This is a genomic window from Paenibacillus sp. FSL H7-0357 (assembly GCF_000758525.1).
GTDB lineage: Bacteria > Bacillota > Bacilli > Paenibacillales > Paenibacillaceae > Paenibacillus_AQ.
Genome location: NZ_CP009241.1, coordinates 7,598,949 through 7,613,467, shown reverse-complemented (window position 1 = coordinate 7,613,467; position 14,519 = coordinate 7,598,949). Strand labels below are relative to the sequence as shown.

At 43.5% G+C, this 14,519-nt stretch carries 17 protein-coding genes and 1 pseudogene; 14 read left to right on the top strand and 4 right to left on the bottom strand.

All coding sequences use genetic code 11. The features are described 5' to 3' along the window. Positions 1–403 precede the first annotated feature (403 nt). From H70357_RS33650 to H70357_RS33635, 4 genes are all read left to right on the top strand, one after another. On the top strand, positions 404–808 hold the full coding sequence (locus tag H70357_RS33650) for a sigma-70 family RNA polymerase sigma factor family protein (protein ID WP_052092401.1): 405 nt from the start codon (positions 404–406) through the stop codon (positions 806–808). Between the two features lie 668 nt (positions 809–1,476). Then, positions 1,477–2,043 carry a TetR/AcrR family transcriptional regulator gene (locus H70357_RS33645; RefSeq protein WP_038598161.1) on the top strand — a complete coding sequence of 189 codons (567 nt, stop codon included), beginning with the start codon at positions 1,477–1,479 and terminating at the stop codon, positions 2,041–2,043. 127 nt (positions 2,044–2,170) lie between these two features. Further along, complete coding sequence (locus H70357_RS33640; RefSeq protein WP_038598159.1) at positions 2,171–3,292, top strand: ABC transporter permease; 1,122 nt, start codon at positions 2,171–2,173, stop codon at positions 3,290–3,292. Beyond that, entirely contained in the window at positions 3,292–4,008 is a 717-nt protein-coding gene (locus tag H70357_RS33635; protein WP_038598157.1) for an ABC transporter ATP-binding protein, read from the top strand. The genes H70357_RS33640 and H70357_RS33635 overlap by 1 nt, the downstream gene beginning before the upstream one ends. Positions 4,009–4,128: 120 nt before the next feature. On the opposite strand, the gene H70357_RS33630 is transcribed toward H70357_RS33635, so the two are convergent. Further along, a complete protein-coding gene (locus H70357_RS33630; protein WP_038598155.1) occupies positions 4,129–4,599 on the bottom strand; it encodes a pyridoxamine 5'-phosphate oxidase family protein in 471 nt (156 codons plus the stop codon). 270 nt (positions 4,600–4,869) lie between these two features. Here H70357_RS33630 and H70357_RS33625 point away from each other — a divergent pair, with 270 nt between their 5' ends. Further along, entirely contained in the window at positions 4,870–5,835 is a 966-nt protein-coding gene (locus H70357_RS33625; protein WP_038598153.1) for an MBL fold metallo-hydrolase, read from the top strand. 130 nt (positions 5,836–5,965) lie between these two features. On the opposite strand, the gene H70357_RS33620 is transcribed toward H70357_RS33625, so the two are convergent. After that, positions 5,966–6,304: a helix-turn-helix domain-containing protein gene (locus H70357_RS33620; protein ID WP_038598151.1), complete on the bottom strand. Its 339-nt coding sequence runs from the start codon at positions 6,302–6,304 to the stop codon at positions 5,966–5,968. A gap of 131 nt (positions 6,305–6,435) precedes the next feature. Next, a complete protein-coding gene (locus H70357_RS33615) occupies positions 6,436–6,693 on the bottom strand; it encodes a helix-turn-helix domain-containing protein (RefSeq protein WP_052092400.1) in 258 nt (85 codons plus the stop codon). A 221-nt stretch (positions 6,694–6,914) separates the two neighbouring features. Here H70357_RS33615 and H70357_RS33610 point away from each other — a divergent pair, with 221 nt between their 5' ends. The 8 genes and pseudogenes from H70357_RS33610 (at position 6,915) to H70357_RS33580 (ending at position 12,173) form a co-directional block, all read left to right on the top strand. Then, positions 6,915–7,715, top strand: a complete 801-nt coding sequence (locus H70357_RS33610; RefSeq protein ID WP_038598149.1) for a hypothetical protein — start codon at positions 6,915–6,917, stop codon at positions 7,713–7,715. A 10-nt stretch (positions 7,716–7,725) separates the two neighbouring features. Further along, a pseudogene (locus H70357_RS36195) lies at positions 7,726–7,845 on the top strand (DUF4303 domain-containing protein); the annotation flags it as partial. A 68-nt stretch (positions 7,846–7,913) separates the two neighbouring features. Further along, complete coding sequence (locus H70357_RS33605) at positions 7,914–8,699, top strand: MerR family transcriptional regulator (RefSeq protein ID WP_038598147.1); 786 nt, start codon at positions 7,914–7,916, stop codon at positions 8,697–8,699. A 65-nt stretch (positions 8,700–8,764) separates the two neighbouring features. Next, positions 8,765–9,487, top strand: coding sequence for a CPBP family intramembrane glutamic endopeptidase (locus H70357_RS33600; RefSeq protein ID WP_038598145.1), 723 nt, complete (start codon positions 8,765–8,767; stop codon positions 9,485–9,487). 165 nt (positions 9,488–9,652) lie between these two features. After that, positions 9,653–10,507, top strand: coding sequence for an ABC transporter ATP-binding protein (locus H70357_RS33595; protein WP_038598143.1), 855 nt, complete (start codon positions 9,653–9,655; stop codon positions 10,505–10,507). Then, positions 10,500–11,156 (top strand): ABC-2 transporter permease, encoded by a 657-nt coding sequence (locus H70357_RS33590; RefSeq protein ID WP_038598141.1) that lies wholly within the window; start codon positions 10,500–10,502, stop codon positions 11,154–11,156. The genes H70357_RS33595 and H70357_RS33590 overlap by 8 nt, the downstream gene beginning before the upstream one ends. Further along, positions 11,153–11,518: a GntR family transcriptional regulator gene (locus H70357_RS33585; RefSeq protein ID WP_038598139.1), complete on the top strand. Its 366-nt coding sequence runs from the start codon at positions 11,153–11,155 to the stop codon at positions 11,516–11,518. The genes H70357_RS33590 and H70357_RS33585 overlap by 4 nt, the downstream gene beginning before the upstream one ends. 274 nt (positions 11,519–11,792) lie before the next feature. Beyond that, entirely contained in the window at positions 11,793–12,173 is a 381-nt protein-coding gene (locus H70357_RS33580) for a hypothetical protein (RefSeq protein ID WP_038598138.1), read from the top strand. Between the two features lie 113 nt (positions 12,174–12,286). Here H70357_RS33580 and H70357_RS33575 read toward each other — a convergent pair whose 3' ends face one another. After that, on the bottom strand, positions 12,287–13,639 hold the full coding sequence (locus H70357_RS33575) for an MATE family efflux transporter (RefSeq protein WP_038598136.1): 1,353 nt from the start codon (positions 13,637–13,639) through the stop codon (positions 12,287–12,289). A 131-nt stretch (positions 13,640–13,770) separates the two neighbouring features. Between H70357_RS33575 and H70357_RS33570 the strand changes: the two genes are divergently transcribed. Further along, positions 13,771–14,454 (top strand): TetR/AcrR family transcriptional regulator, encoded by a 684-nt coding sequence (locus tag H70357_RS33570; RefSeq protein ID WP_038598134.1) that lies wholly within the window; start codon positions 13,771–13,773, stop codon positions 14,452–14,454. The last annotated feature ends 65 nt before the right edge of the window (positions 14,455–14,519 follow it).

Sequence of the window (14,519 nt, the reverse complement as noted above, 5' to 3'; positions counted from 1 at the left end):
TTGTTTTGATGATTCTCAATTCTACAATTGACCATTCTTCGGGGAAAGATTCTGTTTGTAACAGATCATTTCAATGATGGGTATAACGGCGAAAAAAAGGGAGTGTGCGGACACTCCCTTTGAGCTAACATTGTCTGTTATCAAATAATATGCAAAATATAGAAACCACATAGACCACTTAATTTGCCGTCTTATTGACAAAATCAATCTCATTTCTGATCCCTTTATGGGCGTCATTCCACAGGCCCTTTGTCAGGCGAATGCGCGGCAGGCATTTGTTAGGGTCTTCGTCGTTATTGGCACCGGTCAATATCAACGAAGTCGAGACGTTTATCTTGGCGAATATGACTATTGTGCCGAACACAAGTAATTCATGGCTGCAATTAGCGTTACGAGAGGAAAGATGGGGATTACCCCCGATGAACCAGTCAATCCCGAAGCAGCAAGCGAAGAGTGGGTCCGTCGACTCCTAGCAGCTCTCGAACAGGGTAACGTGGATATGGTTGTATCCATGCTCGCCAAAGATGTCGTGTTGGTCTCAGATGGAGGAGGTAAAGCCATCGCCGCCGTCCATCCTATTGAATCGCGCGATCTCGTCGCCCGGTTCCTTCTCGGCTTAATTCGTAAGGCTCCTCTTTACGAAGGAGGCGTGCATGTAGAAATGAGGGATATAAATGGCCAAACAGGACTTGTTATCCGTTCAGGAGAGGGCAACATAACTGTTGCGCTCATGCATGTCGAGAGAAATTCGATTCGCAACTTATATTTTGTTAGGAACCCAGATAAGCTGAGGCATTTATTGAAATGAAAAGAGGATTGAAAAAAATCGCCGTTAGAATCGTTATGGAGATAGGAAGGCGCAGCATTCTGGGGCTGTAGTAATTATCCGAGATGCCGAAAGACCAAGGCTATATAAGCGTAACAAAATAAATTCGTTAATAAAGAAATTTGTCTTTGTCTTCGCTATAGCTAGCATGCAAAACTTGCCCTTACTGCCATCGCGGTGAACCGTATCATAAGTAACGGCGAACTGGGTGGAAGCCGGTCGCAGAATGCAGTCGCTCAAGCGATAGGAGTTAACCTTATAAAGGGCTCCTCGGATGACACTTCCCGCTCGAACGTAAACATCACTCGTGCGGAACGGTCTGCGGTGATCGGTATTCGGCACAGAAAGCACAGACACGGCTCCAACTGGCTTCGCCGTTGACAACGATATTTCGGCATGGGCCAGGGGCGAAGTAATCCCAAAGATGTTTCTTGAGTACCTCTACGGTCTGCTGACGTGAAGGTTCAACAGGTTCTGAATGGATTAAACATTGAAAAAGGAGTGTTGGTACGATTAACTAATAGCCGTATGCACCTGTAGTGAATTTGGTGTATTCTTATCTTTAGCGAGACTTCAGAATATTACGGATCCTACCAATCATGTTATTTACTTTTAACACAGATCTTAAATGATAAAAAGGAAGAGATTCAATGGGAAGAAAACAATCTTTTACTGAGACAGAGCTACTTGATACGACAAAAAAATTAGTGCTTGAGTATGGATACGACGGTTTTCATCTTAAGCTGCTTTCACAGCATCTATCCGGAGCCCGAAGTACTATTTATCAATATTACGCTAATAAAGAAGAGATCGTTGCTGCTTGTATGAAGCGTGTAATAGCAACAGTACTAGACAATGCATCAGCAATTGATGAGACTAATCCTATGGACGCTCTCGAGCAGTTACTTCTCATTTACGTAGAAGAATATAGGCTCCATCAACTATTGGGAGATGCCAGTAAAATAAATACGGCTAATTCTACTGCAGCAGCGAGGGATCTTGAGTTTATTGAGGAAGCACATAAGACTCTTAAAATACAATTGTCACGCTTGTTTGAACGCGCACAACAGGAAAAAAGCCTGCGACAAGATATCCCGCTTCCTGTGCTTATTGGTGTGTTCTTTAACTTAATTGATACCCCTAATATGCTCAATATCCCTATACCTGATTGGGGAAAGCTGTTGTTTCAAATGTGGATCGGAGGAGCCAAGAGCTAGCCTCAGTCTTGGATTTAATTTGACACAAGTGTCATTTATGTTGTTTAATTAATGTGGCGAGTGCGATGGTGTTATTAATTTGACACTAGTGTCAAAAAAATATAGAGATAAGGAGTTGGAAAAGGGAATGTTTTTAGCTATGAAAGAATTGATGCATAGTAAAATGAGATTTTTAATGATCATCATTATTTTTGTACTAATTGCTTGGTTGGTATTTATCTTGTCAGGTTTGGGGAATGGATTGTCTACGCTAGCTGCGTCAACATTCAAGACTATGAAGGCTGATTATGTCATTTTTGAAGAAGGGTCCCAGTCTTCAATGAGTAAGTCGCTGCTGTCTGATCAATTAATGACGGAAGTGGAGCTACTACCAAATGTGAGTGCTGCCGCACCTATGGGAAGTACGATGGCAACGGCGTTGAAGGAACAAAGCACCAAGAATGAAGATAAGTTGGATATTGCGGTTATAGGAATTAACCCAGGAAGCTTCTTGGAACCGGCTATCGTAGAAGGGGAAAGCCTATCTTCTGAGAACCCTACTGGTGTCGTAGTAAATTCCTCCATGAAGGATGAGGGCTATAACATTGGTGACACTTTTCAATTAGATGCCACGACGGAATCATTGACGATTATCGGATTTGTCGAGAATCAGACCTATAACCACGTTGCATCAGTATTTACTCCGATGGACGAGTGGCGGAAGATTACCTTCGCAGCTCCGGGTTCGGATAAAGGAGTTACAGGTCCCGTTAATGCGATTATGGTACAAGGTAAGGATATCGATCCAGAAGTAATAAATAGCAAATTATTAGGTACGGATACGGTTACCCGAGCGGGAGCCGTTCAAGGAATGCCAGGATACAAAGAAGAGAACGGTACTATTTTAATGATGCTTGCATTTCTGCTCGCTATCTCCGCATTCGTGCTTGGGGTGTTCTTTTATGTAATTACGATGCAGAAGACCAACCAGTTCGGAATTATGAAAGCTATAGGTGCTAGTAACAGATTCTTGGGCAAAGCCATTGTATCGCAAGTGTTTGTGCTTTCGCTGACTAGTATAGTAGTTGGAATCTTACTGACTTATGGAACAGCTGCCATTATGCCGAAGGGTATGCCATTCAAGCTGGAAACTAGTCTTGTCGTCACGTATTCTGTTATTTTGCTAATTATCGCTATGTTAAGTTCGATGGTTTCTGTTCGCAAGATTACAAAGATTGATCCGCTCAAAGCGCTCGGGAGGGTTGAATAATGAGTAAGGGATTGCAATTGAGTGAAGTCACAAAGTATTATGCCGAAGGAAGCAATCGGATCGCGGCACTCGATCATGTGTCAATATCAGTGGAGCCGGGCGAGTTTGTTGCTGTAGTTGGACCGTCGGGTTCCGGTAAAAGTACGTTTTTGTCTATTGCTGGAGCGCTACTTAAAGCTTCAGAAGGAGAGGTTAAGCTAAATGGACATAATATTTCTACACTTACTGCCAAAGAACTAGCGATTATAAGACTACAAGAAATCGGATTTATTATGCAATCATCGAATTTGGTGCCCTATCTAAATGTTCTTGATCAATTGCTAATAGTAAAAAGGATGTCGGGAAAGGTTAAAAGGGAGGATAAGGAATTCGCCACTAAGTTGCTGGAAGAGCTGGGTCTGGGCTCGAAGTTAAAAAGCCTTCCGGAAGAGCTATCAGGTGGTGAGAAGCAGCGGACAGCGATTGCTCGTGCTTTAATTAATAATCCCAACATCATCTTGGCGGATGAGCCGACTGCAAGTTTGGATACCAAACGCGCCCATGAAGTCGTCAGTCTAATTGCGCAAGAGGTGAAGTCACGCCGGAAAGCGGCGATTATGGTTACCCATGATGAGCGTATGCTTGAATATTGCGACAAGGTATACCGGATGGAAGATGGGAAATTGTCGTTGGCTGAATCGTCAAGATCAGGGGTGTACCCAAGTTTCGTTCTTTAGATGTTACGGTGAACCCTACAATAAGTAACGGCGAAAAAAAGGGAGTGTGCGGACACTCCCTTTGAGCTAAAATTGTCTGTTATCAAATGATATGCAAAATATAGAAACCACATAGACCACTTAATTTGCCGTCTTATTGACAAAATCAATCTCATTTCTGATCCCTTTATGGGCGTCATTCCACAGGCCCTTTGTCAGGCGAATGCGCAGCAGGCATGTGTTAGGGTCTTCGTCGTTATTGGCTTCGTTATACCACTCGGCGAATATTGTGCGCAGCTTTGTCATCATCTCCGCGTTTTTCTCGTCACATACCCAGCCCAGGTTTTCACCGATACCATCGGCCGTAAAGTTTTCGACGATGATACAAACGGCGACTTCGGGGTTTTGGGCGATCTGTTGCATCTTGCCTGAGGTCGCGTAAGTGACGGTGTAGAACGCGCCATCCTCATAATAGGCGTCCACAATGCGGGCGGCGGGACGGCTTTTGCCATTGGCCCCCGGTTCCAGCGCGATGGTGGACAGAGAGATTAGGCCGTCCTTGTTACCCACTTGTTCTTCCAGCAGCTTCATTGCTTCGTCGTACTTGCTCATAATATTACCTCCTAAACTGAAATAAGGCATACATTATTAAGCTTATCATTGTAAAATCTTAGTGCATGTGAAGAATAATACGATAAAATATTAAATCGCTATCATAGTCCTCTGCTCGATTTAGGTATGGTTCAACTGATGGGTTTGTGAAATTGCCTTGCATCCTTGATAAGTCCAGCTTATATAGCCTACTTTTTTTGGAGAAAAATTATTGTCTACTGTATTGATTTGGAGTATAGTGTATTCCCATGTTGGAAGGGAGAGGTTACTATGAAAAATAGGATTGAATCATTTAGAGGCTCCGAGCATTTTCGGCTGAATTACATCGCTGATAGTGTAATTGCAGCGATTGCGGTTCCAGGTACCGGTTCTTTGGGGAATGCAGCAATCATTGATCTAGGCGATATAACTCTTGTCGTGGATACATTCTCGACAATACAGGCTGCAGAAGATTTGAAAGCTGCTGCAGAGTACCTCACGGGAAACCCTGTATCCTATGTAATCAACACGCATTGGCACAGTGATCATACCTCTGGAAATCAAGTGTTTTTACCTGCGGCTAATATTATCTCAACATCAACTACTCGTGAGATTATGAATACTTTTGCCAGAGACAGGTTAGCCCAATATCGGGAAAACACGGTGCAGATGTATCAGGCTATCAAAGAATTTGAAGAGCAAATACAACAAGAGACGGATGAAAAGTTAAAAAGGGAAATGGCATGGGAAAGTGCTAGTGACCGTGAGTTTATGAAGATGCTACCCAATCTAGTACATTCGCTGCCGACAATAACTTTTGATCAGCAGATGACCATACATGGCAGTAATCGTAGCATTCAACTCATTACCTTTGGTGGGGGACACACGCAAAGTGATGCAATCGTGTACATTCCGGAAGACAAAATTGTCGTAATAGGGGATCTGGTGCTCTCAAAACATCACCCGGTTTTGGCGTATGCAAATCCTCAGGAATGGCTGAATATTTTGGAGCAGGTCGAACTGCTGGATGTAGAAACTATCGTACCGGGACATGGCGAAGTATGCTCTTTGCAAGAACTTCACGAAGTGAAGGGATATATAACCGATATAATGGCAATTGTGGCAGAAGCCGTTCAAAGTAAGAAAAGCATTGATGAGATTGAAGTACCGGAATTGTATCATAACTGGTACTTTACTACATACTTTAAGACGAATTTGAGTAAGGTGTATGACATGATCACTAAATTAGAGGGTTAACGAAGAATATTCAGAGCAGGGTTGTTCTTGAGTTCAGAAGAAGAAAGAAATGAAGACTACAGCTCTTTGTTTCTTTCTTTTTTCATGTTCTGCCTATTGAACTGTCTTTCCATGTCCCACTTATCCAGCCCTACCTCTTCCCCATCCCCATAGCAGCAATTACTTCCCGGGTAACCCGGGTGATTGCTGCTATTTCTTCTACACTCTTATTGCTAATCAAAGCCATATGCTCATCAAGCGCCTTTCGGTGCTCGGTCTCATCTTCGAAACGAAAAACTTCAATGGCGGGAACTTGAAACGCTGCGATTATTTTCTCTAGCGTTTCCAAAGAAATGTTACGATCTCCCCGCTCGACACCACCTATGTAACTGTAGTGAAGCGATGCTGCTTCAGCCAGTTGTTCTTGAGTCCATCCTTTTGCTTTTCTAAGCTCACGTATGCGACTGCCAACGTTTTCTGGTAAATTCATGGGGTCACCTCTACATGCAATATTCCACTCTTTATTGGAAGTGGTTTGATCGTTATTTTAAAATGATATCGCAATATAACGACAAGAGCGGAACACAGGTCAACAGCCCTATGTCCCGCTCTTATTCACATTCACTCGTTCTCTCGCCCTTTCTCATACTCCACCTCAACCATTTTGAAAAAGTCGGACGGCTTGATTTTTAGCCCTTTGCAAAGGTCAAAAATTTTTTTGACGGAAGGTTCGTTTTTGCCAACCTCAATCATGGAAATATAGGATCGGTCGACATTGCATTCATGTGCTAGATCTTCTTGGCTTAAGCCTTGTTTGATACGTATCGCTTTCACCGTTTTACCGATAATTTGCTTAATGATATTGGACGGATCGCTCAAGGAAATTTACCCCTTTTAAGTCCATTATCAATCTGATATAATGGCCACAACAGATAAAGTATTCAACAAAAAGTAAAATATATACAATTTATGTAGCTATTTATGAAAGCCTTATATTAGGCTCGCAATCATCCCAAGTTACCCGACCCGTAAATATATCGCACAGATAATTTATCCTCAAAAAGCAAAAATATTCTTTTAGCCCAAAGGAGGCTCTACCCGTGCGCCCATCCTGTCTAAAAACAATCAACCCTGATGTCATTGTGGAGATGTTAGAGATGGCTTGCAGCCTGGAGAAGTGGAACAAGGTGAAAGAGACGGCGGAGATTTTGTACGAATGCGTGCAGTGCTTGTACCAGGAGCAGCAGTACCGGAAGGCTAAGTCCTTGCCACTGTTGACATTCGAGCTGGAGCATCCAATGGTCTATTACTACGGCTTCAGTCATTTGATGGGGGGAATGGCTTGCCAGGAGAAGGGACAGTATGAGGAATCGCGTGCGTACATTGATAAGTATGCCGAACTGGGATGGCTGGAGGATCTGGGTGAGGATGGGCTGGAGGTTGTAGAGGAGTTCCGATCCCTGGCTCAAGCGAATGGGCATGCGCTGGAGCTGCTGTCTGGCCATGTGGAGGTGCTGGCTGCCTATACCGATTTTTTGCGGGAGAATCCCGAAGAAGTGTTACCGGGGCTGGATACAATTCTGCGGGCCGCGCTGCGGCATGGACTGAATGTGGATGAGCTGCTGGAGACGTTTTCGGACCAGACGGCTGAATTCGGTACATATGAGGAGGAGGGCAATCTCGCGCACTATTACAGCTTCAGCCATCACCTGGCGTTGTATCAGAAGCGGGCGCGAAGAACGGAGGAGGCACTGGAGCAGGTACTGCAAGCCGTAAGGCTAGCCCATAGGTCGGGGAACGACAGTTATTTTACAAGAAGTCTGGCGCTCTTCGAATCGCTGCGAGATCGGGCGACGGCAGAGCAGGTGCGGGAGGTTCAGAGGATGATTAAGGAACGATGACCTAAGGGGTGTATTTGCCTTGAATCAACTTCGGGAGTCAGTATGCGTACTTATTGAAGTCATGCCGCCGGATAAGATCAATACTGAAATCGCCTTGCGTTTGAATCGGGCGGAATCTCCGGGGAATTAATTGAGGCATTGAGCCGGGATTAAGATTACTATCACCAAGAGAATAGAAGAGAAGTAAGGAGTGGGACTATGTACACAATAGGCCAGATCGCTAATATCATGGGAATTTCCAAGGATAAGTTAAGATATTATGAAGAAAAAGAGATTTTGACACCAATACAAAATGATGAAAATAATTATAGACAATATGATTTTAAAGATATAGATACTGTATTGGCAATAGAGTTCTATAGATCATTGGATTTGGAATTTAAGGCTATTCAGAAGCTATGCAAAGAAAGTGATATAAAAGATATGCAAGGTATTTTGGACGAAAAACACAATGAAATAATTCAAAATATAGCCAGATTAAATACTATAGCCCATAGAATTGAAAAGGCTAAAAAGGATTGCAACGATATTGAAAAACACTTAAATAATTATTCGATTAGGCCTATGGCACCTATAAAAATATTGGGAGAAATATCAGATTTCAGAGCTTATAAGGAATTTGAAGTTATACATAATAACAGAGATCAATTAGCTGAGGAGCCAATTTTCAAGAGTTTAAAACGGTATATCATTTTTAATGAAGAGGGAATACAATCCAATACAATGCTGGTTACAAAAGATATAGAGGTTGATAATGCTGTAGGGGAAACGGATATTTTAGACTATGAAAAATGTATATATACGATTGTTGAAGATGGAGTACAGTATGAAGACGTGATGGAGGATAACTTTATAAAGGGTGAGAAGTGGATGGATGCCAATAATTATAAACATAAAGGCATAGTAATTATAGGGATGTTATTAGTAGGCTACCACGAAGGAATATTAAAGTCATATTTAGAAGTTTATATCCCCATTGAATAAGGTTGACCTTGGGATGGCCCCATAGTTTAAGTTATAGAAGAATTAAATTATGGGGGGAACAGGATATGAATAATGAAAATGAGATCAGAAGCATATGGAAGCTTATAATACTTCACTTATTTCCAGGAATAGCGTTAAGTCTATGTTATCTGTTTTTATTAAAAGCGGGCAATTTAACAGAATATCCTAAAATTGTTACGCTAGGCATAGCCGGTTTTTTCTCAGTATTTCCTATAGAACTGGGATATTTATTTTATGTCGCCAAAAAGGAAACGGGGAATTTCAATATCTTTAAGGTACTGGGCCTAAAAAGTAAGATGAAGGTTAAAGAATATGTAGTCTACACTCTTTTATTGCTTACAGTGGCAGGAATACTTATGAAGGCATTACAACCATTTTCAAATTACATATTAAATTCAGTATTTCATTGGCTTCCAAGTGAGTACAATTATGTCCAGGACATGAGCCTATTCAGTAAAAATTTTATCATAATCGCAATAATAGTAAGCTTTTTCTTTATTACACTTATACTACCCATAACGGAGGAACTCTATTTTCGAGGATTTCTACTGGCACGTATGAAATGGATGGGCAAGTATAGTGTACTGGTCAATCTCGTATTATTTGCAGTTTATCATTTCTGGTCCCCTTGGCTTATAGTCGCAAGAATTGTGGCATTTTCACCATTATTTTATTTGGTATACAAAAAAGATTCTTTGAAATTAGGAATATTCGTACATTGCTTGGCTAACTTTACAGATGTAATAGCTTTAGTCATGTTATTGTGAACCGTACCGTAATCCCGTTAAAAAAGGTTATCACTATTCGGGGATCAGGGATGTGTGGCGCTGCTCGGCATCAGTGTATCCGTCGTCGTGTACCAATTGACTTTGTAAAAGCCTCATGATACATTGTGTATACACGGAATACACAATTTGTTGAGGAGGTATGGTATGCTGGCATTAGATATTAGAAATTTAAATAAAAGATATCCTCACTTTCAGATCAAAGATGTATCTTTTCAATTGGAGAAGGGTTATATTATGGGGTTTATCGGGGTCAATGGCGCGGGAAAAACGACCACGATAAAATCGATCTTGAACATGGTTCAAGCCGATAGTGGCGAGATCAGCATTTTTGGCAAGAACATCGCTGAACATGAAATCGAATTGAAGCAGGAAATTGGATGCGCATTCGGTGATATCGATTTCTATACACGCAGCAAGATAAAAACGCTAACCAATATTACAAAGAAGTTCTATAAGAATTGGAATGATGAAACGTACTACAACTATCTAAAAAGATTCAAATTGGATGAAAATAAAAAAATAGCGGAACTGTCTACAGGAATGAAAGTAAAGTACAGCTTGACCCTTGCTTTATCGCATGGCGCAAAGCTGCTTATCCTTGATGAACCGACCAGCGGACTCGATCCTGTCTCAAGAGACGATCTTCTAGATATCTTTCAGGAGCTTATCATTGGCGGCGAAATCAGTATTCTTTTCTCTACCCATATTACATCCGACTTGGAAAGATGTGCGGATTATATAACCTTCATTGAACACGGGCAAATCGTCGCCAGTTCCGAGAAAAACGAGTTTAAGGAGTCCTATCGCTTAATCAGCGGCAGCGAGGCCCAATTGAGCGAAGTAAAGGAATATTTGATTTCCTACAAAATCAACTCGTTCGGCTTTACCGGGTTGATTCATGCCAATGATTTCGATCCATCCTCCAACCTAAGGGCAACCACGCCCAGCCTCGATGAAATCATGATCTACTTCGCGAAAAAGGAGGATGTATATGTATAATTTGGTGATGAAGGATTTGAAATTAGGAGTAAATCCCTGGTTCTTCGTATTACCCGTAATTCTGGGTGGCTTAATGCTTATTCCCGGTTGGGTCTACTTTCTTGTCCAGCTATATTTCTGCTTCATAACTGTACCGAACATGTTTGGCGGATTTAAAAGTCAGAACGATTTGATGTTTAGTACGATGATGCCAGTGACCAAAACAGACATCGTGAAGTCCAGGATAGCCGTTGTTGTCATTCTTGAACTAATGCATCTTCTTGTTGCGATGATCTTCGGTATATTTACGTTTCTCTTATACCCTCATCTGACTTACATTTTCTATGCACCACACATGGGTTTTTGGGGATTATGCTTTATCATGCTTGCGATCTTCAACATCATATTTATATCCATGTACTACAAGACGGCGTATAAGTATGGCGCGGCAACGACCGCAGCCACTACGGCCGCTATACTTTTTGCCGGAGTGGCCCAATGGGCCGGAATCCGAAGTCCTTGGATGAACGACATTTTCTATGGCTCCGGGACGGATAATAAAGCGCTGCAGCTATCTATTCTGATCGCGGGCCTCGTAATTTTTATTTCATTCACCCTGATTGCCTATCGGATTGCGGTAAAGAGATTCCTAAGAGTGGAGATATTATGAACGTAACGATTTCGAGCACATCCGAGAAACCGATTTATCAGCAGCTTTACGAACAGATCAGCGCACAAATTCTGAAAGGTGAGCTGGAAAGCGGCTATTGTTTACCGCCCATTCGTCAGGCAGCCCTGGAGCTTCATGTTAGTGTTATCACCGTAAAGAAAGCGTGGGAAGAACTTGAGCGAAGCGGTTTGATCAATACGGTAACAGGTAAAGGATGTTTTGTAGCCGAATTCTCGCCCGATGAGATGCTGCGGATACGCAACGAAATGATCCTGAAGCAAATGGACAGCGACACATCATATTACAAGTCCTTTGGCCTCACCCTTGATGAAGTGATTGGGCTGCTGAACAAGATTTATTAACAGTACAGAAAAATGAAATAAGGATCATGAAAAAGCTCGCGGGAGCCTGTATTTATGCTGCAGATTAATGATTTACCTTGAAGGGACTTTTACAGGTCCTGGGTGGGTCTTTGGTATGGTCGAAACAAGCGGCTGACTGAGACTATGAGACGATTTTTTTCCGAAATGCGTTTGGGATGTTGTCATGGCGGGGGTGGCCGGGTAATAGACATGATTAGAACTTTCAAATTTGGCTGAATTTGGAGTAGGAGCCAAGGAAACGGAGGGGAAGATCATGGCGACACAGACGGTATCAGGCATCAGCCCGGTACAGGCCATTACAGCTTACGGTGGCACACAAAGCGATGTCAGTTCCCTGGAGAAGCAGCGGAACCGGCTGCTGATGGAACTGGACAAGGTGAATGCAGCGCAGGGCGGAGAGATGCAGACTCCTTATCGCCGGGAGCAGCTGCAGCGGCAAATTCGACTGATGGAGGCCCAACTGGTGCAGAAAAGTGGGAGTAGCACCCCGGTCGATTTTGTACTGGCTCCTCCGCTTCAAGACCATCTCCCGCTCTGGCGGGCTGAAGGAAAGGGAGGCCTCAAGGGCGCCGGTCTGACTGATCCCCGGACGGCGACGGTAAACTCAGAGGGCCATTTCAACGCGTTGATTTAGACAAAAAAGCGAAGGTACGAAAAGCGTCCGGTGATGAACCGGCTTCTCGCACCTTCTTTTTTTAAAGAGGCCGCAGAACTCCAAGGTTGGCTGATCTGGCTGTTACATAACTTCTACTGTACCAAACTATCCAATTCCGGCTGCAATTTGTTCCGCAGAACATACAGCATGACGGCACCGACAAGGAATGCGGCGGCATCCGCAATGACAATCGACCAGACCACCCCGTGGAAGCCGTTCATTTGATTGGCGATATAAAGCACAGGAATCAGCGTAACACCTTGAATAATTGACATAATAAACGCGGCCGTTCCTTGCGCTGTTGCCTGGAAGACCCCGGTAAACAGAGTGGTCATTCCTGTAATGAACAAGGATAAAAACGTCACATGCAGAATGTAGCTGCCCATTTCAATTAATTGCGGGTCATTTGTAAATAGACCAATTAAATGGTCGGAAACTAAATAGACGATGATGCCGAATACGGCTGCTAACCCCACAATCACTTTGATCGTAAATCCAATGGTATTCTTCATGCGCAATTTATCCGCTGTAAAAGAGAAGGCAATGAGCGGCACGACCCCTTCGCATAAGCCCATCAGAATAAACTCAGGAAATTGCAATAAACGTGATGAAATTCCGTAAGCCGCTACGGCCGAATCCCCGTATTCGACAAGAAAATGGTTGAAGATAAGCGACATTGCCCCCAAAAAGATGCTCATAATAAAGACGGGAACCCCGATTTTGAATACATTGCCCAGAATGTCTTTGGTAGCCTTGAACCATTTTATGGAGATAGTTAAAAATTGGCTTTTATATCCCATATGGAAGGCGTAGTATATACTCGCAACCAAGTTAGAAATGACCGTAGCTGACGCAACGCCGATCACGTCCCAATGGAACACGAAGATGACGAGCGCATCGAGAATGATATTTACAACAACACTGAGAATCATACCGATCATCGACGTGATGGCTGCACCCTCCGAGCGCACGATATTCTCCAGCGTGAAAAATAGCACGACGAACGGTGAACCGATAAGCATAACCGTGACATAGTCCTTCGTGAATCCGAAGGAGTCAGGCGTGGCCCCCAGGCCATGAACGATGGGATCGATCAACGGGAGACCCGCGGCCATCACGAGAAGACCGAGAACTAAGCTGCTGTAAAAAGCGAATGAAGACACATGCTTTACGTCATCATACTTTTTCTCTCCTAGCATACGGGAGATGTAGGTACCGCTGCCCATGCCAATCAAGTTGCCCAGCGCCATAATGACTGCGAATAGTGGCAAGGTTAGCGCGAGTGCGGTTAACATAGCAGTATTATGGAGTGTACCAAGGAAATAGGCATTCAAGATGGAGTATATGACATTCATTGATGTGCCTAGCATCATCGGTATAGCGAAGTGAGCTACGGCCTTTGCGACCGGTGCTTTTTCAAAGTAATAGAGGTTTTCTGCATCCATGTTGGATCACCACTTTCTTTATTGTATCCAATCTAACGGTGTTAGATTGAACCTTACAGTGTTAGATGATATCATGAACCTATAAACCTGTAAAGCATAAACTTACACTGTTAGATAAAGGGCGGATAACGATGAAAAAGCAGCAGCCTCAAATTTCGGAGGACAGGATTCTGGAAGCCTCGTGGGAGCTTCTTGGAGAGGAGGATATCGAGAAATTCAGCATGAGGCGATTGGCCGACAGGCTGGGGATTCAGGCTCCCTCCCTGTACTGGTACTTCAAGAGCAAACAGGATCTTTACCAGCGCTTGGCCAATCAGGTATCGAAGGTGATCCTGGAAGAGTTTCACTCCGAGGGGGATTGGAAGGAGCAACTGACAGGGCTTGCGGTAACAGTACGGAGCGTGCTCAGCCGATATCCCTGCTCTACGCAGCTCATGATGATGACGCTGCCCCACGAACCGGACATCATCCGGTTCACCAACCGTATGCTGCTCTGCGTGGAGTCGACGCCGCTTACACAAGCGCAGAAAATGCAAGTGATTACTACGCTTGTGAACTATGTCTACTACTTCGTCCTAGACGATTATCAGCATGAGCGCAATGTCTCCGCTATCCTTAAGGAGGACCCGGGAGCAGCTCCGGGTGAGGAGATGATTCGCCTTCTGGATTCCATGAGCGAGACGGATGCAGGGCTGTTCCGCAGGATGTTTACGAACGGGCTGTTCGAGCTAATGGGGACCGACGGGGCGTTTGAGTTCGGCCTGAAGCTGATTCTGCTCGGGATTGAGCAGGTGATAAAAGAGCAGGAGAAGTAGAATGTCATCTGGAGATTTCGACATCATAACTGACCGCCAAGAAACTTTATAACTCTACTACGCTC

Bases quoted from the DNA above. Each gene is read 5' to 3' on its own strand.
- H70357_RS33650 (WP_052092401.1), top strand. From the start codon at position 404: ATGGGGATTACCCCCGATGAACCAGTCAATCCCGAAGCAGCAAGCGAA.
- H70357_RS33645 (WP_038598161.1), top strand. From the start codon at position 1,477: ATGGGAAGAAAACAATCTTTTACTGAGACAGAGCTACTTGATACGACA.
- H70357_RS33640 (WP_038598159.1), top strand. From the start codon at position 2,171: ATGTTTTTAGCTATGAAAGAATTGATGCATAGTAAAATGAGATTTTTA.
- H70357_RS33635 (WP_038598157.1), top strand. From the start codon at position 3,292: ATGAGTAAGGGATTGCAATTGAGTGAAGTCACAAAGTATTATGCCGAA.
- H70357_RS33630 (WP_038598155.1), bottom strand. From the start codon at position 4,599: ATGAGCAAGTACGACGAAGCAATGAAGCTGCTGGAAGAACAAGTGGGT.
- H70357_RS33625 (WP_038598153.1), top strand. From the start codon at position 4,870: ATGAAAAATAGGATTGAATCATTTAGAGGCTCCGAGCATTTTCGGCTG.
- H70357_RS33620 (WP_038598151.1), bottom strand. From the start codon at position 6,304: ATGAATTTACCAGAAAACGTTGGCAGTCGCATACGTGAGCTTAGAAAA.
- H70357_RS33605 (WP_038598147.1), top strand. From the start codon at position 7,914: ATGTACACAATAGGCCAGATCGCTAATATCATGGGAATTTCCAAGGAT.
- H70357_RS33600 (WP_038598145.1), top strand. From the start codon at position 8,765: ATGAATAATGAAAATGAGATCAGAAGCATATGGAAGCTTATAATACTT.
- H70357_RS33595 (WP_038598143.1), top strand. From the start codon at position 9,653: ATGCTGGCATTAGATATTAGAAATTTAAATAAAAGATATCCTCACTTT.
- H70357_RS33590 (WP_038598141.1), top strand. From the start codon at position 10,500: ATGTATAATTTGGTGATGAAGGATTTGAAATTAGGAGTAAATCCCTGG.
- H70357_RS33585 (WP_038598139.1), top strand. From the start codon at position 11,153: ATGAACGTAACGATTTCGAGCACATCCGAGAAACCGATTTATCAGCAG.
- H70357_RS33580 (WP_038598138.1), top strand. From the start codon at position 11,793: ATGGCGACACAGACGGTATCAGGCATCAGCCCGGTACAGGCCATTACA.
- H70357_RS33575 (WP_038598136.1), bottom strand. From the start codon at position 13,639: ATGGATGCAGAAAACCTCTATTACTTTGAAAAAGCACCGGTCGCAAAG.
- H70357_RS33570 (WP_038598134.1), top strand. From the start codon at position 13,771: ATGAAAAAGCAGCAGCCTCAAATTTCGGAGGACAGGATTCTGGAAGCC.